The organism is Flavobacterium ardleyense, assembly GCF_033547075.1.
Classification (GTDB): Bacteria; Bacteroidota; Bacteroidia; order Flavobacteriales; family Flavobacteriaceae; genus Flavobacterium; species Flavobacterium ardleyense_A.
In genome coordinates, this window is the sequence record NZ_CP137891.1 from 2797561 (window position 1) to 2823266 (window position 25706).

Annotated in this window: 22 protein-coding genes; 9 read left to right on the forward strand and 13 right to left on the reverse strand. The window is 35.0% G+C overall.

Annotated elements, in window-relative coordinates; all coding sequences use genetic code 11:
• Positions 1-30: 30 nt before the first annotated feature.
• Genes SBO79_RS12195 through SBO79_RS12210 form a run of 4 tightly spaced genes read left to right on the forward strand, consistent with a single transcriptional unit; the run spans position 31 to position 4196 of the window.
• Entirely contained in the window at positions 31-1959 is a 1929-nt protein-coding gene (locus tag SBO79_RS12195; RefSeq protein WP_318640672.1) for a BatA domain-containing protein, read from the forward strand.
• Positions 1956-3209: a dihydroorotase gene (locus tag SBO79_RS12200; RefSeq protein WP_318640673.1), complete on the forward strand. Its 1254-nt coding sequence runs from the start codon at positions 1956-1958 to the stop codon at positions 3207-3209. Before SBO79_RS12195 ends, SBO79_RS12200 begins: the two co-directional genes overlap by 4 nt.
• Positions 3210-3214: 5 nt before the next feature.
• The gene (locus SBO79_RS12205; RefSeq protein ID WP_318640674.1) at positions 3215-3541 is read left to right on the forward strand and encodes a hypothetical protein; all 327 of its coding nucleotides are present in this window, start codon (positions 3215-3217) and stop codon (positions 3539-3541) included.
• A gap of 1 nt (position 3542) precedes the next feature.
• Entirely contained in the window at positions 3543-4196 is a 654-nt protein-coding gene (locus SBO79_RS12210) for an alpha/beta hydrolase (protein WP_318640675.1), read from the forward strand.
• Positions 4197-4479: 283 nt separating this feature from the next.
• On the opposite strand, the gene SBO79_RS12215 is transcribed toward SBO79_RS12210, so the two are convergent.
• Both SBO79_RS12215 and SBO79_RS12220 read right to left on the reverse strand, forming a co-directional pair.
• Positions 4480-4980 (reverse strand): hypothetical protein, encoded by a 501-nt coding sequence (locus SBO79_RS12215; protein WP_318640676.1) that lies wholly within the window; start codon positions 4978-4980, stop codon positions 4480-4482.
• A gap of 24 nt (positions 4981-5004) precedes the next feature.
• A complete protein-coding gene (locus SBO79_RS12220; RefSeq protein ID WP_318640677.1) occupies positions 5005-5769 on the reverse strand; it encodes an MBL fold metallo-hydrolase in 765 nt (254 codons plus the stop codon).
• Positions 5770-5857: 88 nt separating this feature from the next.
• Between SBO79_RS12220 and SBO79_RS12225 the strand changes: the two genes are divergently transcribed.
• Complete coding sequence (locus tag SBO79_RS12225; protein WP_318640678.1) at positions 5858-7318, forward strand: TonB-dependent receptor; 1461 nt, start codon at positions 5858-5860, stop codon at positions 7316-7318.
• Positions 7319-7353: 35 nt separating this feature from the next.
• Here the strand turns inward: SBO79_RS12225 and bcp are convergent, their stop codons facing one another.
• Positions 7354-7806 carry a thioredoxin-dependent thiol peroxidase gene (bcp, locus tag SBO79_RS12230; RefSeq protein WP_318640679.1) on the reverse strand — a complete coding sequence of 151 codons (453 nt, stop codon included), beginning with the start codon at positions 7804-7806 and terminating at the stop codon, positions 7354-7356.
• A 37-nt stretch (positions 7807-7843) separates the two neighbouring features.
• Here bcp and SBO79_RS12235 point away from each other — a divergent pair, with 37 nt between their 5' ends.
• Positions 7844-8500: an endonuclease III domain-containing protein gene (locus tag SBO79_RS12235; protein ID WP_318640680.1), complete on the forward strand. Its 657-nt coding sequence runs from the start codon at positions 7844-7846 to the stop codon at positions 8498-8500.
• Positions 8501-8519: 19 nt separating this feature from the next.
• Here SBO79_RS12235 and SBO79_RS12240 read toward each other — a convergent pair whose 3' ends face one another.
• Both SBO79_RS12240 and SBO79_RS12245 read right to left on the reverse strand, forming a co-directional pair.
• Positions 8520-8663, reverse strand: coding sequence for a hypothetical protein (locus tag SBO79_RS12240; protein ID WP_318640681.1), 144 nt, complete (start codon positions 8661-8663; stop codon positions 8520-8522).
• 44 nt (positions 8664-8707) lie between these two features.
• Positions 8708-9292 (reverse strand): RNA polymerase sigma factor, encoded by a 585-nt coding sequence (locus SBO79_RS12245; RefSeq protein WP_318640682.1) that lies wholly within the window; start codon positions 9290-9292, stop codon positions 8708-8710.
• 246 nt (positions 9293-9538) lie between these two features.
• Here SBO79_RS12245 and uvrA point away from each other — a divergent pair, with 246 nt between their 5' ends.
• On the forward strand, positions 9539-12325 hold the full coding sequence (gene uvrA, locus SBO79_RS12250) for an excinuclease ABC subunit UvrA (RefSeq protein WP_318640683.1): 2787 nt from the start codon (positions 9539-9541) through the stop codon (positions 12323-12325).
• 8 nt (positions 12326-12333) lie between these two features.
• On the opposite strand, the gene SBO79_RS12255 is transcribed toward uvrA, so the two are convergent.
• The 4 genes from SBO79_RS12255 to SBO79_RS12270 form a co-directional block, all read right to left on the reverse strand.
• A complete protein-coding gene (locus SBO79_RS12255) occupies positions 12334-13809 on the reverse strand; it encodes a lipopolysaccharide biosynthesis protein (protein WP_318640684.1) in 1476 nt (491 codons plus the stop codon).
• Position 13810: 1 nt separating this feature from the next.
• Positions 13811-15103 (reverse strand): glycosyltransferase family 4 protein, encoded by a 1293-nt coding sequence (locus SBO79_RS12260; protein WP_318640685.1) that lies wholly within the window; start codon positions 15101-15103, stop codon positions 13811-13813.
• 12 nt (positions 15104-15115) lie between these two features.
• Complete coding sequence (locus tag SBO79_RS12265; RefSeq protein WP_318640686.1) at positions 15116-17557, reverse strand: YfhO family protein; 2442 nt, start codon at positions 17555-17557, stop codon at positions 15116-15118.
• 78 nt (positions 17558-17635) lie between these two features.
• On the reverse strand, positions 17636-17896 hold the full coding sequence (locus tag SBO79_RS12270) for a DUF4834 family protein (protein WP_318640687.1): 261 nt from the start codon (positions 17894-17896) through the stop codon (positions 17636-17638).
• A 114-nt stretch (positions 17897-18010) separates the two neighbouring features.
• Here SBO79_RS12270 and SBO79_RS12275 point away from each other — a divergent pair, with 114 nt between their 5' ends.
• Both SBO79_RS12275 and SBO79_RS12280 read left to right on the forward strand, forming a co-directional pair.
• Positions 18011-18976, forward strand: coding sequence for a transporter (locus SBO79_RS12275; protein WP_318640688.1), 966 nt, complete (start codon positions 18011-18013; stop codon positions 18974-18976).
• Positions 18977-18979: 3 nt separating this feature from the next.
• Positions 18980-20098, forward strand: a complete 1119-nt coding sequence (locus SBO79_RS12280; RefSeq protein ID WP_318640689.1) for a GTP cyclohydrolase — start codon at positions 18980-18982, stop codon at positions 20096-20098.
• A 154-nt stretch (positions 20099-20252) separates the two neighbouring features.
• Here the strand turns inward: SBO79_RS12280 and SBO79_RS12285 are convergent, their stop codons facing one another.
• The 4 genes from SBO79_RS12285 to SBO79_RS12300 all read right to left on the reverse strand — a co-directional run bounded on the left by SBO79_RS12285 (position 20253) and on the right by SBO79_RS12300 (position 25601).
• The gene (locus SBO79_RS12285; RefSeq protein WP_318640690.1) at positions 20253-20459 is read right to left on the reverse strand and encodes a hypothetical protein; all 207 of its coding nucleotides are present in this window, start codon (positions 20457-20459) and stop codon (positions 20253-20255) included.
• 239 nt (positions 20460-20698) lie between these two features.
• Positions 20699-22045, reverse strand: coding sequence for an SLC13 family permease (locus tag SBO79_RS12290; protein ID WP_318640691.1), 1347 nt, complete (start codon positions 22043-22045; stop codon positions 20699-20701).
• A 360-nt stretch (positions 22046-22405) separates the two neighbouring features.
• On the reverse strand, positions 22406-23779 hold the full coding sequence (locus tag SBO79_RS12295; protein WP_318640692.1) for an McrC family protein: 1374 nt from the start codon (positions 23777-23779) through the stop codon (positions 22406-22408).
• Entirely contained in the window at positions 23772-25601 is a 1830-nt protein-coding gene (locus SBO79_RS12300; protein WP_318640693.1) for an McrB family protein, read from the reverse strand. The genes SBO79_RS12295 and SBO79_RS12300 overlap by 8 nt, the downstream gene beginning before the upstream one ends.
• Positions 25602-25706 lie beyond the last annotated feature (105 nt).

Sequence of the window (25706 nt, forward strand, 5' to 3'; positions counted from 1 at the left end):
TACTACTATATTTGATAAACTTAAAAAAGAATGCACTTTAGATACCCAGAAATTCTCTACTTCCTTTTCCTTCTGGTTATTCCTATTATAGTTCACTTATTTCAGTTACGTCGATTTAAGAAAGAATATTTTACTAATGTTCAATTCTTGAAAAACCTTGTCGTGCAAACAAGAAAAAGTTCACAGCTTAAAAAATGGTTGCTACTTATTACGAGAATGCTACTTCTTGCAGCTCTAATTATCGCATTTGCACAACCTTTTAGCGCTGCTAAAGATACTTCAAACACCAATAATAGTCTTTATATTATTCTTGACAACTCCTTTTCGATGCAAGCAAAAGGAGAAAAAGGAGAATTGCTAAAACGCTCAGTTGAAGATATTCTTCAAGAGATTCCTGAAAATCAGACCTTTTCACTTCTTACCAATGATGGGAATTATTGGGATACCGATATTACCTCGATGCAAAAGGATTTGCAACAGATTTCATATTCAAACAATTCATTTGATTTAGAAACTCAAATTGGAAAAATCAATACTAAAAATTCAATTGCAGGAAAGGACATAATAGTAATTACTGACGGAATTGGATTAAAATCTAAAGATGTCGATGCAACAAACAAGGGACTTCTGACTCATTTTATAATTCCGAAATCTCAAAAAACGAGCAATGTTTCTATCGATAGTGTTTACATCAGCGATATTCAAGATAGTTTTTACGATATTGCCGTAGATGTAAACGCTTACGGAAAAAACGATGGCAATTTGAGTATTGCCCTTTATAATAATGATAAGCTTGTCGCTAAAACACTGTTGCAATTTGATAAATCTAAAGTTACGGTGCCCTTTAAAATAGCCAAAGCAGATTTTCACGGATATGTTCAAATCGAGGACAACGCTTTAGAATATGATAATACGTATTATTTTTCGATCGCAAGTCCAAAGAAAACTTCGGTGATCAGTATTGGAGAAGACGATCTATCAGGATTTCTAAAAAGGATTTATACGTCAGAAGAATTTGATTATCAAAATTCGACTATTCAAAAACTCGATTATAGTTTATTGCAAAACCAAGATGTTATTGTGTTGAATGAATTATCAGAAATTCCCGAAGCACTTCAAACAAATTTAAAAGCCTTTTGCGCCGAAGGTGGAATTGTGATTGTGATTCCATCAAAATCAATGTCATCTGAGAACGGATCTTCACTTCTTTCTAAATTTGGAAATTATCAATTTTTAAAATACACTGAACAAGAAAAGAAAGTAAGCACAATTGCATTTGACAATCCATTGTTTAAAGGAGTATTTGAAAAGAAAGTCGATAATTTCGAATATCCCTCAACTAATGGTTCATTTGAAATTAGAAGTTCAGCAATATCAGCTTTAAAATACGTTGATCAAAGCAGTTTTCTAGCTGTCGTTCCTCATAAAGCGGGAAAAGTTTATGTGTTTTCGGCTCCTATAAATAAGAAAAATAGCAATTTTCAAAATTCACCATTAATTGTTCCCACCTTTTTTAATATGGCTCAAGCCAATGCAAATGCGGCGATTACTGCAATTAAAATTGGTTCTGAACAATCCTTTTCGGCAATTACAAGTTTGGGGAAAGATGCCGTTTTGAAAGTTGAAAACAAGGATGAAAGTTTTATCCCAATGCAGAAAGTCTTTAATAAAAAAGTCACACTTTCATTTGCCAATAATCCTTCGGTTTCTGGAAATTATCAGGTAATGAATAAGAGCGAAAAAGTTGCTTTAATAAGTTTTAATTACAATCGATCAGAAAGTGATTTAAGCAATATTGACAACAATCTTTTAGACAAGCTAAAAACCACAGAAAATATTGATTCGATATTATCTACTATAAAATCAGACAGAACAGACAATTCCTTTTGGAAATGGTTTATAGCCCTCTGCTTCCTCTTTTTACTAACTGAAATAGCCATTCAAAAATTTATAAAATGAAAATAATCATTAAAGCTGCTACGATTATTGATGCTGCAAGTCCATTTAATAATAAAAAAATCGATTTATTAATTGAGGAAGGCATCATTTCAAATATCGCAGAAAACATTGAGAATGATTCTAATATTAAGGAACTTACTTTAGAGAACTTACATATTTCTAGCGGTTGGTTTGATAGTAGCGTAAGTTTTGGCGAGCCTGGTTATGAAGATAGAGAAACTATCAGCAACGGTCTGATGGTTGCAGCAAAAAGTGGTTTTACAGCCGTTGCTTTGCAGCCCAATTCTACCCCTAGTATAGACAATCAGTCACAAGTTTTATTTGTAAAAAACAAATCAAACGCAGCAGCTACAGACCTTTATCCAATTGGTGCTTTGACAAAGGCGTCGGAAGGAAAAGATCTTGCCGAACTTTTTGATATGAAAAATGCTGGCGCAATTGCATTTGGCGATTATAATAAGAGCATCGGCAATTCTCTTTTATTTAAGATTGCACTACAATATGCTCAGGATTTTGATGGCTTAATCATCGCTTTTTGCGAAGACAAAAATCTTAAAGGTGTCGGAATTGCCAATGAAGGTATTATAAGTACACAACTGGGAATGAAAGGAATTCCCAACCTTGCCGAAGAAGTTGACCTTGCCAAGAATTTATTTATTTTAGAATATACTGGAGGGAAACTTCATATACCAACAATTTCTACCGCAAAATCGGTCGAATTAATTCGCGAAGCTAAAGCTAAAGGTCTAAAAGTTACCTGCAGCGTCGCTGTACACCACTTGACTCTTACCGACGAAACTTTGCAAGCTTTTGATACGAGATACAAAGTTACACCGCCTTTACGTGAAGACTCAGACAGAAAAGCCTTGATTGAAGCAGTCATTGACGGAACAATAGATATGATCACCTCTGACCACAATCCAATCGATATCGAACATAAGAAGATGGAATTTGATCTTGCGATGAATGGTACAATTGGTTTAGAAAGCGCATATTCAGCCCTGCAAACAGTTCTGCCAACAGAAGTAATCGTTAAAAAACTTACTGCAGGAAAAGCGATTTTTGGAATAGAGTCTACCAAAATTGAAAAAGGAGCGAAAGCAAATTTCACTTTTTTTACTCCAATGGGAACGGCAACTTTTACAAACCACGATATTCTATCGAAATCCAAAAATTCTGCATTTCTGGGTTTTGAAACTCAAGGACAGGTCTACGGTATTTTGAATAATTCACAATTAATATTAAAATAAAGATTATGCTCGAGAATATGGATGAAGGAAAAAAGATTGCAATCATAAGCTATGTCACTATAATTGGAACCATTAGCGCAATGGTAATGAATGGCGAAAAGAAAAATGCCTTTGCTGCTTTCCATATCAGACAATCACTAGGAATTTTTATCAGTTTTTTCCTTTTGGGATATTTTGTAGGCTATTTTGATAGTTGGATGGCAACTTATTCTTTCTGGTTATTTATTTTTATATTGTGGATTTATGGTTTTTCGACCGCTTTGCAAGGTCAGATGCGGGCAATTCCCCTCTTAGGAGATTTTTTTCAGAAAATTTTTAAAAATATAGAATAATATGACAACATCACTATATCATTTGGTTCGCGAACCAAAAGTTAAAAAAGACAAGAATCCACTGTTGCTTTTGCTTCACGGTTATGGCAGTAACGAAGATGATTTATTCGGATTTGCTGCTGAATTACCTGAAAATTACTGCATCGTTTCGGTACGTGCGCCCTACGATTTACAGCCTTATGGCCACGCTTGGTACGCAATAAATTTTGACGCAGATCAGAATAAATTCTCGAATAATGAGGAAGCAATTGTGTCGCGAGACAAGATTATGAACTTTCTGGACGAGATAATTCCGATGTATAATATCGACCAAGACGACGTGACATTGATCGGTTTTAGCCAAGGTTCTATCTTGAGTTATGCGATTGGATTGTCGTATCCAGAGCGCATTCGCCGCATTGTTGCGATGAGTGGCTATCTAAATACCGACTTGATTGTTGATGGTTTCCGAGAAAAGAATTTCGATAATTTCAAGGTTTTCTGCTCTCACGGAAGTCAGGATCAGGTAGTGCCCGTAGAATGGGGACGTATGGCAAAGCCTGTTTTGGAATCAATGAAGATCGATGTTACATATAAAGAATATCCTATTGGCCACGGCGTTTCTCCTCAAAATTTTAGAGATTTTCTGGGCTGGCTACTACTTACAAAAAAGTAGATTTTATACAAACCTAAAAAAATCGATTTGAGGACTAAGATCTAGTCTGCAAATCGATTTTTTGCTTTTTATTATACAAATTTCTTCTAATACTTAGTAATCAAGAGCAACGTAAATCTCATCATTAACGGTTTGCGCGAAGGATGGTAGCGGCATCCTTTTCTGGAGCTTGCGGAAGAAAAGATACAGCGGACAGCCTGACCAGAGCCACATTAAATAGTGTATTTAACGAAAACATTCTGGCGATGGTCGCGCCCAAAAAAGGACACTTCAAATGAAAACCTTATTTCTGGTATAGAATACTTTGAAATGTCTCGAAAGAAACCGTACCGTCGTCGTTTAAGAAATATTTGATCATCGCTTCTCCCCAATATTCACCATCGCTATAATCGGCGATAATCCATCGGTGGTTAAGAATCTTGATTTTATTGATGATGAATTTTTGATCAGTAATTCGATCCTGGCCTGTGTATTTATTTCCTTTTGGATCATCGTTGTAATTCAACAATTGATCCTTTACAAATGGAATTAATTTCACGTAATCCACATCTTTTGCAGGATCTTCATTGTAAAAATAATTCTGAGCCTTCTCATTTTTAATTAGTGCGAAATAATCATCATCATTTGAGGGAGAACCTTTCATTAAGCTGATGCTATCACGCATTTTCTGAGCCATTTCATCGTAGCGCTTTTCCTGAAAAGTCGATTGTTTGTTGAAAAACATATACGTAAAAATGTTAAAGAGGACAGCGAAAATAAATAAGTACAGATATAATTTTTTCATTACAAGTAAGGTGGTTTTTAAGAATTAAATTGTTATTTCGAGATTATCGTAGGCTAAAAAAACATTTTCAGGAAGCTTTTTCTGCACCTCTTCATGAAAACCCATTTTATGACTGATGTGAGTAAGATAGGCCTTTTTAGGATTTACAAGTTTGATAAAATCTAAGGCTTCGGCTAAACTGAAATGGGTTTCGTGCTCTTCCTCCCTTAGTGCATTTATAACTAAAACATCTAAATCTTCAAACTTAGAAAGCTCTTCTTTAGGAACCGTTTTTAAGTCGGTCAAATAGGCGAACTTGTCAATTCGATAACCAAAAACCTGTAACCATCCGTGAAAAGCGTTGATGGGAATAATTTTTTTTCCTGCCACTTCAAACGGTTCATCATTATTAACTTCGATTGTTTCAAGTGATGGCGCGCCAGGGTATCTGTTTTTAGTTTCGAAAATATATCCAAATCTACTTTTGATATTATCTAGAACTCTTTTATGACCATAAGCTTTTAAGGCGCCTTGCTGAAAATTAAATGGTCGGATGTCATCAAGTCCTGCGGTGTGATCGGCATGTTCGTGAGTAAATAAAATTGCATCAATCCAAGGACATTCCGATTTAAGCATTTGCTGCCTAAAATCTGGCCCACAATCTACAACTATCGAAAAGTTATCATCGTAAATCCAAACCGATACACGCAATCTTTTATCTTTCTGATCTTTGCTCAGGCATACAGGATCTTTGCTTCCTATCACTGGTATTCCTTGCGATGTTCCAGTACCTAAAAAATATACTTTCAAAGTTTTTAATTTTTACAAAAATAGGATAAAAAACTTTTCGCCTTGCCCTATTTCCTTAACTTTGTACTTAATCTAGTATTACGATTTTATGAACACTGAAAATTCGTTAAAAGGAGATAGAATTATTGCCCAAGTTCCATCCCTTGCCGACAAAACACTTCGCATAAATTTAAACACAAATATTTACGGAACATTTGCCGAAATTGGCGCTGGCCAAGAAACGGTTCGCCACTTCTTTAGATCAGGAGGATCTGCGCGAACAATTGCCAAAGCAATGTCTGCTTATGACAAAGACTTTAGTGACGACATTTACGGAATTGAAGAGGATGGACGTTATGTAACCGAAAGCAGATTAAAAAAAATGCTGAGTCACGAAGTTGATTTGATGGAAAGTCGCCTAAGTCGAGAAAAGCATCCTACAAAAATTTTCTTCAGCTACGCAAATACGGTTGCCACCATCGATTTTGCAAAGCAATTTAAAGGACACGGTTGGGTAGGAATTCGCTACCAATTAGATCCAGAGGAAGATTATAACGAAATCTCTTTACATATTCAGTTTAAAGAAACAGATACAAAGTTGCAACAGGAAACTTTGGGTACTCTTGGGGTGAACCTTATCTATGGTGCTTTTTATAAGTACCGTGATCCTAAAGTATTGATATCTTATTTATACGATCACTTAGACAAAGATCAGTTAGAAATTGATACAATCAACTTCTCAGGCCCTCGATTTGCTCAAGTTGATAACAGATTGATGAGTTTGCAACTTGTAAAATTTGGAATGACAGATGCGGTAATGTTTACACCAGACGGACATAATATCCTTCCAGCAACCATGTTGTACAAAAAGAATATTTTGGCGTTGCGCGGAAGTTTCAGACCAGTGACTAAAGTCAATATGGATATGTACCAGAAATCGATGGATATGTTCCTAAAAGACAAAAAAGTTGATAAAGAAAATACTCTGGTAATTTTTGAAATCACGCTTTCCAACCTAGCTTTTGAAGGAGAAATTGATGAAGCTGATTTTATTGATCGAGCTGAATTGCTCTGTTCTCTAGGGCAAACCGTAATGATTTCGAACTTTAGAGAATACTATAAAGTTGTAGAATATTTTGCGAATTACACCAAGGAAAGAATGGTGCTCGCAATGGGTGTGAGCAATCTTGTTTATATTTTTGATGAGAAATACTACAGACACCTTAGCGGTGGAATTCTAGAGGCTTTTGGGAAATTATTCTACAGAGATCTAAAAGTATTCTTATATCCGATGCTGGACGAATCCGGAGAAATTATTACTTCTGAAAATCTAAAAGTTCATCCAAGATTAAAAGAACTTTATAAATTCTTTAAATTCAACGGAAAACTTGTAGATATTGAAAATCCTGATTCCACAATTCTAGGAGTATTTTCTAGAGATGTTTTAAAAATGATCAATAAAGGCGAAGCTGGATGGGAACAAATGCTACCTGAAGGAATTGCAAACTTGATAAAAGATAAAAAGCTTTTTGATTACGATCATAGTCGTTCATTAGAAGCTAAAAAATAATAAAATAGCGGTCACTAAGTTGACCGCTATTTTTTTTACTTTAAAATTTGAGCTGTATGTTCTTTGGTTTTGACTGCCGTAATTATATCTTCGATATTTCCGCTTTCGTCAATTACAAAAGTTGTGCGTTTTATTCCGTCAAAAGTTTTACCCATAAATTTCTTCTCACCCCAAACATCGTAGGCTTCCAAAATCTTTTTGTCTTCGTCGGCAATTAATGGAAAAGGCATCTCGTATTTATCTTTAAACTTAGCTTGACGTTCTTGACTATCAGCACTAATGCCTAGAATTCTATAATTCTTAGCCTCAAATTCCTGGTAGTTTTCTGATAGATTCTTGGCTTGTGCAGTGCAACCGGGTGTACTTGCTTTTGGAAAGAAGAAAATAACAAGTTTCTTTCCAATATAATCGTTCAGTTTATGAATATTACCGTCTTGATCCAGTCCTTCAAAATCTGGAGCCTTATCTCCTACCTTAAACTTTGTCATAATATGTATCTTTGCATTAAAGTTACGGCAAATATTTATGAATAAAAAAGAACGAGTTCAGTTTGTAATTGACCAATTAGATAGACTCTACCCTAACATTGAAGTACCGCTTGACCACAAAGACCCATATACTTTATTAATTGCAGTACTGCTTTCGGCACAGTGCACAGATATAAAAGTAAATCAGATAACACCATTATTGTTTGCGAAAGCTGATAATCCTTACGATATGGTAAAAATGTCCGTAGAAGAAATACGGGAAATAATTAAACCCTGTGGATTAAGTCCGATGAAATCGAAGGGGATTTTTGGTCTTTCAAAGATGATTATCGAACAATATGATGGTGAGGTTCCTGCAACGTATGAAGCACTAGAGTCTTTCCCTGCGGTAGGGCATAAAACGGCATCTGTTGTAATGTCCCAAGGGTTTGGTTTTCCAGCATTTCCTGTTGACACTCACATTCACCGTCTCATGTATCGATGGAATCTCACAAACGGAAAAAATGTCGAACAGACTGAGCGAGATGCCAAACGGCTATTTCCTATAGAAAAGTGGAATGATATCCACTTACAGATGATTTGGTATGGTAGACAATATTCTCCGGCAAGAGGTTGGGATTTAGAAAAAGATATTATTACAAGGACAATTGGAAGAAAATCAATTTTGGACGAATATTCTAAAAAAAAATCCTGAAATAGCTCAGGATTTTTTTTTAGTTTGCAATTAATTCAATATTCATTCTGCCCACTTTAACTACTTGTAGTGCTTGCGAATATGCAAGTAGAAACTTTATTGTACTATTCTTGGGCATTTTGCTTGAATTTACTGAAGATTTTTTAGAGTAAAGTTTAGCCATATCATTATGTTTTTTATTATAACGATATCTTTGAAACATTATTACTAGTTTGTCAAAACTATTTGATGCTTGTCAATAACTTTACGCATATTCATCAGCGCGTATCTCATTCTTCCTAAGGCAGTATTGATACTTACTCCGGTAAGTTCAGAAATTTCTCTAAAGCTCAAATCTTGATACATTCTCATCATCAACACTTCTTTTTGATCAGCTGGAAGCTCTTCGATAATTTTACGGATATCTTCTTCTACTTGCGAAGTGATAATCCTACTTTCGATATTAGGTACATTATCTGACATTATTGAGAAGATAGAAAATTCTTCGGTTTCTCGAAACATTGGCATCTTCTTGGTACCACGAAAATGATCAATTACCAAATTATGTGCAATTCGCATCACCCACGGTAGGAATTTACCTTCTTCATTGTAAGAATTTGATTTTAAAGTCTTAATAACTTTAATAAAGGTATCTTGAAAAATATCGTCAGAAAGATTTCTGTCAGAAATTTTTGAATAGATAAAACCGTATATTTTTGATTGATGTCTATTAATTAATATTTCTAATGATTTCTCGTCACCAGCAATATAATTCTTCACCAATAAAGCGTCAGTAGTTGTGTTAGTAGCCATAATAGTACCTTTTAATTTGGGTTGGTCATAAATTTTTAAAAGTACTTTTGCTGTATAGGCTGCTATTTTTTTAGAGTTTATATTAACCAAATTTAACATTATTAAACTTTAGTATCCAAACTTTTTTTAAAGTTTAACAAAAAAAGGACAATAACTATTTCAAAAGCGAAGTAGTCTTCACTAAATATTAGGATATTCTAGCGTTGACTTTTTAGTATCTTTGTGTAAAAACAAGGGCTTTTTACTATGCAGAAAGATTTTAGCAAGTTGGATCCAAAAACCAACATTATAATAAAAGGAGCAGAAATTCACAACCTCAAAAAATTAGATGTTGTAATTCCGAGGAACAAATTAGTAGTAATTACAGGGCTTTCCGGTTCTGGAAAATCTAGTCTAGCTTTTGACACCTTGTACGCCGAAGGACAGCGTCGATATGTAGAAAGTTTGTCATCCTATGCCCGTCAATTCCTTGGCAGACTAGACAAGCCAAAAGTTGAATATATAAAAGGAATCGCTCCGGCAATCGCAATTGAACAGAAAGTAAATACTACAAACGCTCGATCGACTGTAGGAACATCTACCGAAATCTACGATTATCTTAAGCTATTATACGCTCGTATTGGCAAGACAATTTCTCCAATTTCTGGACAAGAAGTCAAAAAAGACACGGTCACAGATGTGGTTAAGAAAGTGTCTGAGTTTGAAATAGGCTCACGGTGGTTATTACTAGCGCCAATAGTTTTAGAAAAAGACAGACCTCTTGAAGACAAGCTAAAGGCATTGTTACAGCAAGGATTTGCGAGAATTTTAGTAGACAACGAAACCGTTCGATTGGATGAAATTGCAGATATTAAATTTGCCAAAAAAGAAATTCTGTTAATTGTTGATCGAATTGTTGTGGCCGACGATGAAGCATTTTTTAATAGATTGGCAGATTCTGTACAAGTGGCTTTTTATGAAGGAAAAGGTATTTGCTACCTTCAAGAAGTTGATGCTAAGAATCGTATAGAATTCAGCAGTAATTTTGATTTAGATGGCATTAGTTTTCTTGAACCAAATGTTCACCTTTTTAGTTTTAATAATCCTTATGGTGCTTGTCCAGTATGTCAAGGATATGGAAATATTATTGGAATTGATGCAGAATTGGTCATTCCAAATACGTCATTGAGTATTTACGAAAATGCTATTTTTCCGTGGCGTGGCGAATCAATGAGTTACTACAGAGATGAATTAGTTAAAAATTCACACCGTTTTGACTTTCCAATCCACAAACCATATTTTGAACTTTCTGATGAGCACAAAGCATTACTGTGGACAGGAAATAGTTATTTTACCGGTCTAAATGATTTTTTTAAGGAATTAGAATCAAAAAACTACAAAATTCAGAATCGCGTTATGCTATCGCGTTATCGCGGAAAAACAAAATGTTATTCTTGTCTTGGGCGACGACTGAGAGTTGAAGCAAATTATGTTAAAGTTGGCGACAAAACTATTTCTGAATTGGTCGATTTGTCCATCAAAAAGATTATTCCATTTTTTCAAGAATTAACATTAAGCGAGCACGACGCAATTATTGCAAAACGTTTGCTGATTGAAATAAATAACCGACTGTCATTCCTTTCTCAAGTTGGTCTGGACTATTTGACCATAAATAGAAACTCTGCAACCTTATCTGGTGGAGAATCTCAAAGAATAAATTTGGCAACTTCTCTAGGTAGTAGCCTTGTAGGGTCGATGTATATTCTTGATGAGCCAAGTATTGGATTGCATCCAAAAGATACTGAGCGCTTGATAAAGGTGCTAATTGCGCTTCGTGAACTTGGTAATACCGTAATTGTAGTAGAGCACGACGAAGATATTATGAAGGCGGCAGATATGATTATTGATATTGGACCAGAAGCTGGAACTTACGGTGGTGAACTTGTTGCGCAAGGAACTTATGATGAAATCTTGCGATCAGACTCGTTAACCTCCAAATATTTAAATGGTGACCTAAAGATTGAAGTTCCAAGAATTAGACGGAAAAGCGATGCTTATATCGAAATTCTTGGTGCTAGAGAAAATAACTTAAAGAATATTGATGTTCGTTTCCCTCTTGAAATGCTTACGGTAATTACTGGAGTATCTGGAAGTGGGAAAAGTACTTTGGTTAAGAAAATTCTTTTTCCGGCGATGCAAAAACATCTCGATGGACCTGGCGAAAAAAGCGGACAGTTTACAGAAATGCGCGGCCATTACCATAAAATTAGACATATTGAATATGTAGATCAGAATCCAATTGGAAGAAGTTCGAGGTCAAATCCTGTGACATATATTAAAGCTTATGACGACATTCGTGACTTATTTTCGAAAGAGAAGCTTTCGAAAATTCGCGGATATCAACCAAAACATTTCTCTTTTAACGTTGATGGCGGTCGTTGCGAAACGTGCAAAGGCGAAGGTTCAATTAATGTGGAAATGGTTTTTATGGCCGATGTGCAGTTGCCGTGCGATGATTGTGGAGGGAAAAGATTCAAAAAAGATGTATTGGAAGTTCGATTTGAAGGAAAAAACATAGACGACATTCTAACGATGACCGTTGACGATGCTGTAGAATTTTTTACAGAAACCAAACAAACTAAAATAATGCAAAAGCTTCAACCCTTGCAAGATGTTGGTCTTGGATACGTACAATTAGGTCAGTCCTCCTCCACTCTGTCTGGCGGGGAAGCACAACGTATCAAACTGGCAACTTTTCTAGTAAAAGGAGTTACAAAGGAGAAAGCTTTATTTGTTTTTGATGAGCCAACCACTGGTTTACATTTTCATGATATCAAAAAACTACTGGCCTCATTTGAAGCTTTAATCGATAAAGGACATTCAATTATTGTAATCGAACACAATCTTGATCTAATTAAATGTGCCGATTATATTATTGATATCGGTCCCGAAGGTGGAGAAAATGGCGGTTTTGTGCTTGCTACTGGAACCCCAGAAGAAGTAGCTAGAAATAAGAAATCAATCACTGGACAATACTTAAAAGAGAAACTTTAAACATCTCTTTATTTAATTTTTCGAGGCAGAATAAATTTAAAAATTTGATCTATCACCTGATTAATTTCGGGTGATATTTTTAGATAGTAATTTATAAATCCAAAGAAAACAGTCAAAATGGTCGACTTTAAAATAATATTAATAATGGGGTGTAAATTAAAATCCCAAAAATAGAAAACTCCAAAGCTTAGCAGTAATATGCCAAACGATTTGAGTGTCTCAACAGTAAATGGAAATAATTTCATCTGGAAAACTACAAAAAGTAATTTGGCAAGACTATAAAGTAAAATTGCTGATAATGTAGCAATTGCTGCACCGATAATTCCGTACAATGGAATTAGAATCATATTCAAAGTAATCGCAAAAAACGCAAGCAAAAGTCCCAGCATCAACACAATTTTATAGTATTTTGAATTAAAGATAATTGCATTATTATTCCCTAATATTAAATCTAAATATTTTGAAAAACCAATTAGAAATACAACAGTAATTCCGCCAGAATATTCAATTGGTAAGAGTGAATAGACAGATTTGATATTTATCAAAATTCCCAATAAAACATATCCTCCAACGATCTGAAGCGTAATAGAGGTTTTTTTGTAAAGTAGATTAAGCTCGTCGTATTTGTTCTCGCTCATCAACTTTGCAGTGATTGGATAAGTTATTTGATGCATCGCACGACTAGGTACCGAAATCACGGTGGCGATAAAAATTGCAACAGAATAAAATGCAATGTTGTCAATGTTAATGTATTGTCCGAGCATAAATTTGTCGATATCCAAAAGTAAAACTGCCACACTGCCCGATAGAATTATAAAGATAGAATAGGTAATAATCTGGCCTTTATTTTTTGGAAAATTAAAATTTAAAGACAATCGCTTGACGCGAATGGCAAAATACAGCATCAGCAGAGTTGTAGCCAAATAAATTGCTACCGTAATATAAATAAACTGCTCAACGGTGATGTAGTCGAAATAAACGGCAAAGAGAAATATCGAAATTAAAACCCTTAAAAAAACTTCTTTAATAAAATTCCCTAAAACTGATTTCATATTGACTTTGACCCAAGCATAAAAAATCTCAAAATAACCCATACAAAGTCCGATGATTGGCACAAGCCAAACGTAATCGTATATGATAGGATTTTCTACGGACAATGATTGTGCTATTTGCTTATAAAAAAATAACAGAATTAGAGAGAGCGGAATAATTGTGAGCAGCGGTAATAGCAGAACGAATGATAAAAATTGTGACTTTTGAAGGTCAGACTCGTAGGTGGAATAAAACTTCACTAATGTATTATGAACGCCAAAAGCCATTAAAGGCATAATTATATTGGCCGAAGAAAGCAGAAAACCGGTAAGTCCGTAGAAAGTTTTTCCTAGAAATTCTGGATACATAAAAAGTGCATTTACCGCACCGATTGCAAATCCTATATAGGTAATTATAGTATTTTTTATCGATTGATTTATGACGATGCCCATTCTACTTCTTTAAAATTTGTGCCAATTGAGAAGTCAAATTTTTTCTAGAATATTTCTGTAATCCCACCGCATTTGACTTTAAATTTCCTTGAAGATATTGTGTATAATATGCTAAAATAGTTTCTTTCAATTTATCTTTTTCGTCGTAATTGATAAAAACACCCGTGTTGGTTTCTGTAATGATTTCGGCAAAATCAGACATATCGGGTCCAATTCCGATAACCGGCCTGCCCGATACCATATATTCGAAAATTTTTCCTGGAATAATTCCATTCGTTTCTTCCGAGTCAATTTCGATTAAAAGCAAGACTTGCGCAGCTCTTTGTTCGGCAACAGCCTCCTTATGCGCCAAATATCCCAAATTGTTTAGGAATTTTGTCAAACCAAATTCATCAATATTAGCCAGAATAATAGGACTAACTGCTCCCGCCAATTTTAATTCAAAATTATCAGCGAAGCCAGGTTCTTCCTTGATTAGCTCTTTCAAAGCTTTCCATAATATACGCGGATTACGTTCAGAAAGAAAAGATCCAATATGCGCCAAAGAAAATTTTGTATCCAATGCTTTCTTCTGAACTTTTTCAGCGTCATAGCCATTTGTAATGATTTCGATTGGCTTGGAAGTAATCTTCGAAAATTCAACTTTCGTAGTTCTAGAAGTTACAATTACAGAATCGGCAGTATTAAGTACTTCTTTTTCTAAGGAAATATGGCGCTGCTGCGATTGTGCCGTTAATTTTAAAGACTTATGATACCCAATGGTAGTCCACGGATCTCTAAAATCTGCAATCCAAGTAATATTATTCAACTTTTTAAGCCCAAGACCAATTAGATGAACACTGTGAGGTGGTCCAGTTGAAATTATAGTTTCAATCTTATTCTCCTTAATATATTTATCTAAATAAGTAATTGACGGCTTCACCCAGAATACCCGGGCATCTGGAATAAATAAATTTCCCCGAATCCATAATGATGCCCTTTCAAAGAATGATTGCTTTCGCTGATGCGGAATAATTCCTTTGCTAATCTTCTTGATATTGCCACTACCGAAGATTGAAGCTATTCTGTAAGGTTCAAAAATTCGCTTACGCAAAATTGTTGCCTGTTTTGAAACATCATTTTCAAGATCTGAATCGAGAATTGGATAAGTCGGATTTTCGGGAATATAAACGATTGGTTCAATATCGAAATCTGGCAGATATTTGACAAATTTCAACCATCGCTGTACACCCGGTCCCCCTGCAGGCGGCCAGTAGTAAGTGATGATCAAAACTTTCTTTCTCTCTTTTTTCAAATTTAAAATCTGTTATTCTGTCTCTTCAAATGTATCTGACTCTTCTTTTCTAAAGAAAAATTCATAGTAAATTCCACCAACTATCAATAATAATATCCCTAACGAACTTACCAGCGAAATCATACTTCCAGTTTTAACCACTTGCGGCTCAAAACTAAATTCAATTGTATGATTTCCTTTCGGAATTTCCAATGCTCTTAAAGTGTAATCTACTCGAATATGATCAACTTCTTTTCCATCAATTCTCGCTTGCCATCCCTGCGGATAATAAATTTCAGAGAAAACCGCAAGACCGTTATTTGCATTGTTCGAAGTGTATTTTAAATAATTAGGTTTATACACTTGCAATTCAATTTTAGCAAGGCTGTCTTTTGAGAAATTTGACGACTTCAAAGATGGAAATTCAGAAGTATTGACGATTGCCTCTTCCAAACTATTAAATTCATCCAGCGCCTTCATTTCTTGGTCTGCAGTCGTTACTTTATTCACTTTCGAGACAAACCACGCGTTTCCGTTAGCGTCAGGATTAACGGCAGGAAATTCCTGTCCTTTTTCATCCACCTGAATCACATACTTTGTATTCAGCATATTCAGGATTTCAAAATTATTTTTTGCAATTTGGTAATCAAACAATTGCTCAATTCTTCGTGGACGCACTGCACTATAACCAGAAAGTGATTTATGGAAATAAGAAGTTCGAGCCTTTAATCTACCTTGAACTTCAAAAACTCTGTAATGTGAAGTATCTTTTAGAATTTCAAGATCTGCTGCTGTCGGCTGGAAAGGCTCTTCGACTTGTCTTGCTGCTACAAAGCTGCTGCTGTCAACATATTTTTTATCTACAAAAAATAAATCGGCAATCATAAAAACGCCAACCAAAATAACTGCTGTGGTTTGCGAAAAACGCTTTAAACTGTGTAAATAAAGGATTAGTCCAGCAACTATTATAAAGAACCCACTTCTTAAAAGATCGGCAGAATACATTGTTTTTCGGTCATTTTTAAGTGCGCTAACAAAGTCTGGACCGAAATTTTGAGCATATGCACCGTCATTGGAACCGTTGAAATTAAAGAAACCTTTTATTAAAAATAAAAATAAAATCAATCCCAAACTAATTGCAGTTGTTTTCCAAAGAGCATTCCATCGCTTGGCTTCGTCTTCTTCCTTAAAATAAGCCGAAAGTCCAATGATTGCTATTGCTGGCATACACAATTCGAGAATTACTTGGATTGAAGATACCGCTCTAAATTTATCGTAAAAAGGGACATAATGAATAAAAAAATCGGTAACAAGCGCGAAATTTTTTCCCCACGATAAAATTAGCGAAAGCAACGCACCGGCTAATAATAAGTACTTAATTTTCTTATTGTCTACGAAAAATGCTAATACCGCTAAGAAGAAAACGATTGCTCCAATATATGCCGGCGCTGCCACAATCGGTTGATCTCCCCAGTAGGTCGGCAAACCAGAGATAAATTCTCGTGCTTGTCCTTCTGATGCACCCGCTCCAATTAAGTAATCGTAAACGTCGCTGTCTTCTCCTAATTTTTCACTGTTTGAACCACCAAAAAGTCTCGGTGCAATCAAGTTAAAACTTTCGGCTAGACCATAACTATATTCAGTAATATAGCCATAGTCCATAGCAGCAGTTGTGGTATTTTTTGACCCATCAGGATTAAAAGTAAGTTCGCTTTTAGCCCGCATACTAAAGTCAGCATATTCTGCAGTCGCTAGCAATCCCGTGGCATTTGATCCAATTGCAAATATTGCTGCAATTCCAAACGTTGCAAGGGTAAATCCTAAAGTCTTGAAATCCTTTTCTTTAATAAAAATATACGTATAATAAATTCCGATTATTAGAAGTAAAAACAACAAATAATAGGTCATTTGAAAGTGATTGGCATTAATTTCTAAAGCCGCTGCGACCATCGTAAGCAATCCGCCCAGAATATATCTCTTTCTGTAAACCAGCAAAACTCCTGCAAGCACAAGTGGCATATATCCAATAGCGTGTGCTTTGGCATTATGACCAACGCCGAGAATAATGACCATATAAGTTGAAAGTCCGAAAGCAAGTGCTCCAATAAATGCTTTGAGCGGATTGATTTTTAGAACAATCAGCAAAACGTAAAATCCTATAAAGTATAAGAAAAGATAATCTGCAGGTCTGGGTAGAAACCGTATAATGCTGTCAAGCTTTTTTACATAATTATGAGGATAATTAGCACCTAATTGATAAGTTGGCATTCCGCCAAAAGCCGAATTTGTCCAGAATGGTTCCTGATTTTCTGATGCTCTAAAATCATTCTGCTCTTTGGCCATGCCAGTATACTGCACAATATCTGATTGAAAGATTTGCTTGCCTTGTAAAACTGGATAAAAATAAAGAAGTGCAATTATAATAAAACCGGCAATTGCAGCCAAATGGGGATAAAACTTACTAATAGATTTCATAAATGCTTAGAAAATTCTGTTTGATATACTTTGTAAAAGTAGAAAATTAAAAACGCTAAGCCGAAAATCAAATTGAATTTATTTGATTTCTTCGAAATCGATATATTCGCCAACCTTTGTTTTCTCTTTTGGGCGGTCAGATGTGGGACTCTCAAAGGTAGTTTGAGACTCTCGTGGTTGCTGCGGCTGTTGTTGTTGACGGAAGCTTTCTTGTGCTTTTTCCATAGCTTTTCGCAAAAGAATAGGCGCGAGAAATCGCATCACGAATTTTGCAACGTAATAAAATATTATAAAATAGAAAAGTATTTTTACTACTCCTTGAATTGAAGCTGTCTGCATAATTGTATTTTATTAAGAGCAAAATTACTAAATCAAAGTTTCAAAAACTGCCTATAATTCTTAAATTAATAATAAATTGCAGTACATTTGAGTTCTTCAAAAAATCATTAAGCTATGTTTTCATTACGTTTCGCATCAACAATTCTTGCTTTATGCTCTACTGCTTTCGGCTACAGCCAATTTACGGATGTTATAAATTCTAATAGACCCGGAAAATCGATGGCCGCATTTTCGGTTGGACAAAGTGTATTTCAAGTCGAAGCTGGAGTTTATGCAATTGACGAAGAAAATAAATCTATAAATCAAAAAGGTTTTGGTTTAGGATCAGAGATGAGCCTTCGCTACGGTGCGTTTTTGGAGCAATTAGAATTTAACTTAGACCTTCAATATCAATATTCAAATTACGAAAGGTCGGATTACGAGTACAAAGTTTCGGGTTTACGCCAAATGGCCCTTGGTGCAAAGTTTCTTGTATACGATCCCTATAAAAATTTTGAAAGAAAGCCGAGTATCCACAGTTGGAAAGCAAATCATAAATTTATTTGGAGACAGTTAATTCCCGCAATCGGAATATATGCTGGAGCAAATTTTAATCTTTTCAAAGATGGTTTTGCTTATGAAGATGAATCTAAAATCTCACCAAAAGCTGCCGTTATTACGCAAAACCAATTTGGAAAACACGTTTTGGTAATGAATTTTCAGGCAGACAAAATTGGATCAGATTATATGATATTGGGAGGAATAATAACGCTTACTCGAGGGTTTAATGAGCAGTGGTCTGGATTTGTTGAAGCACAAGGATATAAAAGTGATTTCAGAAATGATATTGCCTTTAGACTGGGAGCAGCTTATTTGATTGCCGAAAACCTTCAAGTTGACGCTTCAATTGGAGCAAATATCAAAGACAATCCCGCCTATATGATGGCAGGACTAGGAGTTTCTTGGAGATTTGACGAAAACTATAAAGAGGTGTTCCTTCGTATCAAAGGCGACGATGATAAAAAAGGAAAAGATAAAAAAGACAAAAAGAAAAAGACAAAACGCATTGACGAAGTTGGTGGCGATAACCTTCCTGAATAACAAATGATAACAATAAAAGAATGTATCTCAAAAAAGGAAATCGAGGAATATGTATTATTCCCTTTTTCAATCTATAAAGACAATGCTAATTGGATTCCGCCATTAATTTCGGATGAGGTTGAGAGTTTTAACAAAAAAACTAATCCTATTTTCGAAACTGCCGAAGCCTATTTCTACCTAGCGTATCGCGATGGAAAAGCGGTGGGACGAATTACGGCAATCATCAATTGGGACGAAGTAAAACTTCAGAATAAGAAAAAAGTTCGTTTTGGTTGGTTTGATGTAATTGACGACATAACTGTCACCGAGGCACTCCTAGAAAAAGTACGTGAATTAGGAAAAAAGAACAATCTAGAACATATTGAAGGTCCGATGGGGTTTTCCAATCTAGATAAAGTTGGGGTGCTAACTGAAGGCTTTGAATATGTCGGGACAATGATCACTTGGTATAATCACGCGTATTACGCAGAGCACTTAAAGCATTTGGGGTTTGAAAAAGAGAAAGAATACATCGAAAGTATTTTCCCGTTTGCCAATGTTCAAGAAAAATTTTTCATGAAAGCTTCAACGCTAATCAAGAGAAGATATGAACTAAAAGCGCACGCTTACAAAACTAAAAAAGATGTAATGGGCAGAGTCGACGAAATGTTTGATCTCTTTAATAAGACTTATGCAAACCTGTCGTCCTTTGTTGGAGTTTCAGAAAAACAGAAAGAGTTTTTCAAAAAAAAATACATAGGACTAATTAATCCAGAATATATCAAATTTATAGATGATAAAGATGGGAAAATGATTGCCTTTAGTATTGTGATGCCATCATTTGCAGAAGCTTTACAGAAATCTAGAGGAAGATTATTTCCTTTTGGATTTCTTTATTTTCTAAAAGCAAAATTAACTAGCAAAGAGGTGTTATTCTATCTTATAGGAGTCGCGCCTGAATTTCAGAATAAAGGAGTAACCGCAGTGATTTTTGAGGAATATTACAATACCTTCAAAAAAAAAGGGATCAAAACGTGTATAAGAACTCCAGAATTAGAAGAAAACCACGCCATCCACAATCTTTGGAAAAACTTTGATCCGTTAGTGCATAAGCACAGATGTACTTTTGCAAAAGATATTTAGCAACAGCGCAGATATTTAAAATAAAACCGTCCGAAACTATTCGATCACATACAAGATTTTGATTTCGAAAAGATTTAATAACATAATATAAAAATGCCCCCAAAAGTTTTTACTTTTGGGGGCATTTTACTAATAGGTATCTGTAATTTAGAAACTATACAGCACTACCTGGTGCAGTTGGCTCTTCTCCACCTGCGGGATCTATATCACCCCAATCACCACTTTGTTCTTCTAATTCTTCCTTAAGTTTCTCTTTCTCTTCTTCTCTACGATCATCGTCTGATTGATTCGTGAATTGGTATTTTTCTTGTAATGGTTGATTATCTCTTTGTTGTGGAAATGGCTGGTTTGAATAGTTCATATCTGATATAATTTAATGTAAAAAAATTCTCGTTTTTCAAGTTATAAAGATACTAGTCATATTGCAGGTCTTTTTATACAATTTGTGGAAATTCTTGCGAAACTTTTAGAAAACGAAACTGTATATACTGTGTAAAGTCAAGATTATAAGGGCTAATTATCAAAACTCTCATTATTACAGCAATTTCAAATTAAAATTGAAATTATAGAAAAAAAAAACAGCATTGCGTGCTTCCTAATCTAGCGAAACCAAAAATAAAAGAACAATGTAAGCACGATTGAAAATAAAATATTCAATCCCAATCCAGCTTTCATCATATCTTTTTGCGGCACAATGCCGGTCGAGAAAACCATTGCATTTGGCGGCGTTCCTACCGGCATCATAAAACCGTAAGAAGCGGCAATAGTTGCGGGCAGCACAAGAATCATTGGATTTATTTGTGACTCTACCGCCAAAGTATATAGCAGCGGTAAAATCAGAGCTGCACTCGCAGTATTGCTCATAAATTCGGTCATGATAATTGACCCAATTACAATTACCCATAAGAAAAGGATTAGCGGCATCTTTTCGCTTAGCGACATAATACCTCCTATCAAAATACTACCTAGACCAGTACTTTCTACCAGAAATCCTAGTGTTAATCCACCACCAAAAAGTAGTAAAATATCCCAACGCACCGATGCTATAATTTGTTCCCATGTCATAACTCGAAAAACATAAAGCATCAATATCGATAAAATTGCTACAAGCGAACTAAATCCGGACGGAACACCCATTATTGGCGCCAGAAAACCTTCCAGAACCCAAAGCAACACTGTGATGGCAAAAATTACAATCAGTGCAGTTCTATCCTTGCTTTTCTTTCCCGGTAGGGAAACCGCAGGAATTAAAATAGTTCTATCTGGCTTAAAATACAAGGTTAAAACGATTACCATTATCGGAAAGCTCAATAAAAATATTGGAATCCCATAAACCAGCCACTCCGAAAATGACAAACCCAATGTCGCTGCCCCAATTGCATTTGGTGGACTTGCAATCATCGTAACGATTCCCCCAATATTCGCCGCATAAGCAATTCCCAGTAAAAGGAATTTTGCTTCCGAAGTCGATTTTTTGCTATCTGTTATCGCCAACATTCCCAGTGCAAGAGGAATCATCATCGCTGCGGTCGAGGTATTACTTACCCAGCAGGCAGTTAGAGAGGTGGCAAGCATCAATAATATCGCCGATTTATAGAAATTTCCTTTTGCTAGTCGCATCAATTTATGCGCCAACAACATATCGAGAGAGTGTGCAGATAATGCGCCTGCTAGCACAAATCCACCCATAAATAAGTAGATTACAGGATTGGCAAATTCGCCGAAAGCCGCTGCTGGCGTAGCGATATTTAGCAAAACTGCCATTACCGGTATCAGCAATGCAGTCATTGACAACGGAATCGCTTCGGATATCCACAAGCTTGCAGCAACCAACAAAATCGCCAAAGCACTATTAATTTTGGAGTCCTCAAAAACTGGAAATAATAAAACTCCTGCCAGTAATGCTACAGAAAAAAGCAATCCTTTCCAATGTAATTTTTCCTTCATAGCGTTCAATTCTGAGAATCTAATTGTTTAAACATCTAAGTACAATAGCAGCTGTAATCAATAATTTAAAGATAATTCATTTGATAAAGAACCAATTGTTAGAATCATTTAGAGTCACAATCAAATGTTTTTTGCCTCCGCAAGGTATTCTTTCGCCTCGACGCAGACTAACGATTTTAACAAATAGATTTGTGATTTCTAGATTATTTTTCAGGAGCTAAATCCTGCTGTCCACTGTATCTTTCCTGCCCAAAACAAAGGGCAGGAAAGGATGTGCTTCGCCAGTTCGCTTCGCTCGGGTCGTTCCCATAAGGGTTAGGGGTTTTGTAGTTCTATACCAACTATATTTTACTAAAGATCTTAGATCTTCGTTTGGAATGGGAAGAGAATTTCTTGCAGTCGAGCTTTCAGTTTATCTTTCAAGTCTTTAAAGCAGTCTGATAGTTTGATTTTATGGAGGTTCTCAATTGAAATCGATTGATCCATAATGGGTAGTTGATGTGCTTTGATGGTGATTGCTTGCTGTTGGGCAAGTTCATCGATAATTGAAATGGTTTTTAATTCAGAACAATTTTCTCCCTTGCAAGTATTGGGATAAAGTAGTTTTATGTCTGTAATTCCAAACCGAATTGCGTAGCCTACCATCTGGTATAAGTCAGTTTGTGAAATTCCGTTTTTAGCATCAGCTCCATCTGCATAAACCATCTTATATTTGGTGTCAGCAATAATCGTCTTATAATCTGCAAATTCCAAAATCAAATCTGGTTTCAAACCAAATGCTTTTGCTTCATCGAGATAAGTTCCCTTAGCCTGCCCTTTTGGATTTACATTATCGATTTCTTTATCTATGAAACCATAAATGAAATCCTCAAAAACATATTCCATTGGAAGTAGGAATGCGAAAAGTTTCAAATCATTTTTATAATTAAAAGAAACACTATTTTCTAAAAACAAAACGCAGTAATCACGCACCGTTTCAAAATCAGATAACAACGGATTAAACTGAATTTTTTTGCATTGTTCAGATGTAATATAACAGTCTGTAACCTCGTCGAAAATAAATAAAATGTCGTTTAGATTTCGTCTATTCTGCTGATCTTTTGACGCAGACAGCAGCATTTTCGAAACATATTTTATACACTGATTGAATTCATTATCCATTTCGAATGAGTCATAAGTACAGTTCACTTTGTGATTCCGACCGCGGGCAAGATTCTGATTTATATATTCATCAAAGTTAATTCGACCTTTTACAAAAGATAATTCATTTTCTACATCCACGTATTTCTGAAAAACGGACGAATTCAATAGTTCCTTGGTGTACTTACTAAATAGGTAAATTAGAATTTCAAAAAAGTCAGATTGCTGTGCATTAAGGCCAGAAAGATAATTTGGGAACTTTAGTTTTCTACAATAACTCAGCCACCATAAAATATGCGAGTTTATAACCTTTACATCATTTTCCTCAGCTTCAGTTCCATCGTAAAAAATCTTTGGCAGTAAATTGATGGTTTGATTTTCAAAATGGATAACGCCAACAAACTTATTGGATTTAAGTTCTTTATTTTTATGCAGAAATTGCAGAAAATGCTGTACCTCTTCCCTATTCTCTTCTTCGCTATAGTATGTTGACTTTTCTCTTTTATTCCAAACTGCATCCAAAAACACTTCGAGATTTTCGAAATGCTGTTCAGGGAAAGTTTCCTTATTTTGATATTCAAAAAGATTAATCATTTTGACTCATCAAGGTTAATGGCCAATTACCAACTTTAAGATTTGCCTGATTTAAAATTGCAATAACTTCTTTCTCATCGTTGATAAAATATTCTAGCAAAAGCGGAATTACTTTATTGTTAATTGTCTTTTCTCTAGAATAAGAATCGCCCATAAAATAAGAATGGCCAATCGTAAAGTCGTGATTTTTTCTATCGAGAATAGCTTTGTTAATTGCTTCTAAAACTAGAATATCATTAATTCCTTGAACTTTTAAATCTGGATACATCGGAATAAATTCGAATCTTCGTCTTAAAGCGATGTCTAGCAACGCAATAGATTTATCAGCGGTATTCATTGTTCCAATAATATAAAGATTGGAAGGCACAATAAACGAATCTCCCGAAGGCAAAGTCACTCGCATTGGAATCTTCCCGTGCGATCGCTTGTCCTCTTCAATCAAAGTGATTAACTCCCCAAAAACTCGCGAAATATTTGCTCTATTGATTTCGTCAATGATGATAACGAAGTTTTCTTCAGCGATAGTTTGAACATTACTTTTACCTTTCTCCAAAAGAATTTCTAAAATAGGATTATAATAAGGTTGCAATCCCCCTAGAATTAAATCATTTGAACCTCTTTCATACATTTTGCGAAGTGTATTAATGCTTAGAGTATGATTAGATTCACCAATATTTTTCCTGAATTCGATAGATTTCAAACCAACCTCCGTAATAAAGAAAGAAGATTTTTTCATTTTTATCTCTAACTCTTCAATATCTCCCTCATTTAAAGGTTTGAGTAATTCTTGAAAAACTAGGTCGAAGTCCTTTCTGGCAATTGCTGGATTTCTAGAAACTTCTATATTTTTCAGTGCTCTATCCGCAATCCTTTTAAAAACGCCATCTTTCTTTTCAAAAGTCAGAATACTTGCATTTTCTGTATCTGGACGCAATCCTTGTATGAAATCTTCATAACTATAATTTTGATGGAAAGTAATAAACTCAATTTGGCCACCAAGATTCTCATTAAAAATTGCTAATGCTTCATCGTATTTAATATTTTCATTACCAGAAATAATCTTTGCGGCTTCTAAAACGGTACGATATGTTTTTCCAGTTCCTGGAGGTCCGTAAAAAATTTGATTGATGGGATGGAAAGATGACTTTGTAATTTTTTCTTCAGCAGGGTACACTTCGGAACTTTCCTCAAAGTTCATATCGCTATTTATTTCATCATAGTTAAGTAAACGGGCGTCTTTCTTTATCAAAAATTTCCTAAACTTTTCGATACTGATTCTCTCAAAAACTAAAGTAGGATTTTGCTTTATGAAATCTTTCGCAACATTGTCTACAACAGAAATCACAGTCGACAATTGCTTATCTACATCAAGAAGCATTTGTTGGACTGTTGAATAGTGAGGTTGAATAGATTTTGTTTTAAAAGAATAGATTTTGTTTTCATCACCAGAAACAGAATCTAAACCAATACTTTCATCTAGCGGTTTTTCTACCGCTTTAAGAAGTTTGAGAGCCAATTCATTTTGCTCATTATGAGGATTATTTGTTTGAGTAAATTCAAAAAAATAACTATAGCCCTTGTCAGATGTTCTAAATATTAAATTAATACAATCTCCAGCAGATCCAGGATATGCGGCTGGGAAAGTCCAAAATGTTGTTCCAAAATACTTTGATTTACTAGTCCCTATAAAAAAATCTGTTTCACTACCTCTCACTTTTTTTTGTCTGAGAGAAAATGTAAAAGAACTATCTTTAGTATGCTTTGACATTAACCAATCGTAAACTTCTTCTTCGTATTCTCTATATTTTAAGATATCAGACATTTCTATTTCAAATAAATTTATAAATTATATACTGCTATTTTGGTCTCTCCCTGATTTAAAAAGTTAAATTGAGAGACTTAATCTTTTTTAAAACTAAAATTCCCC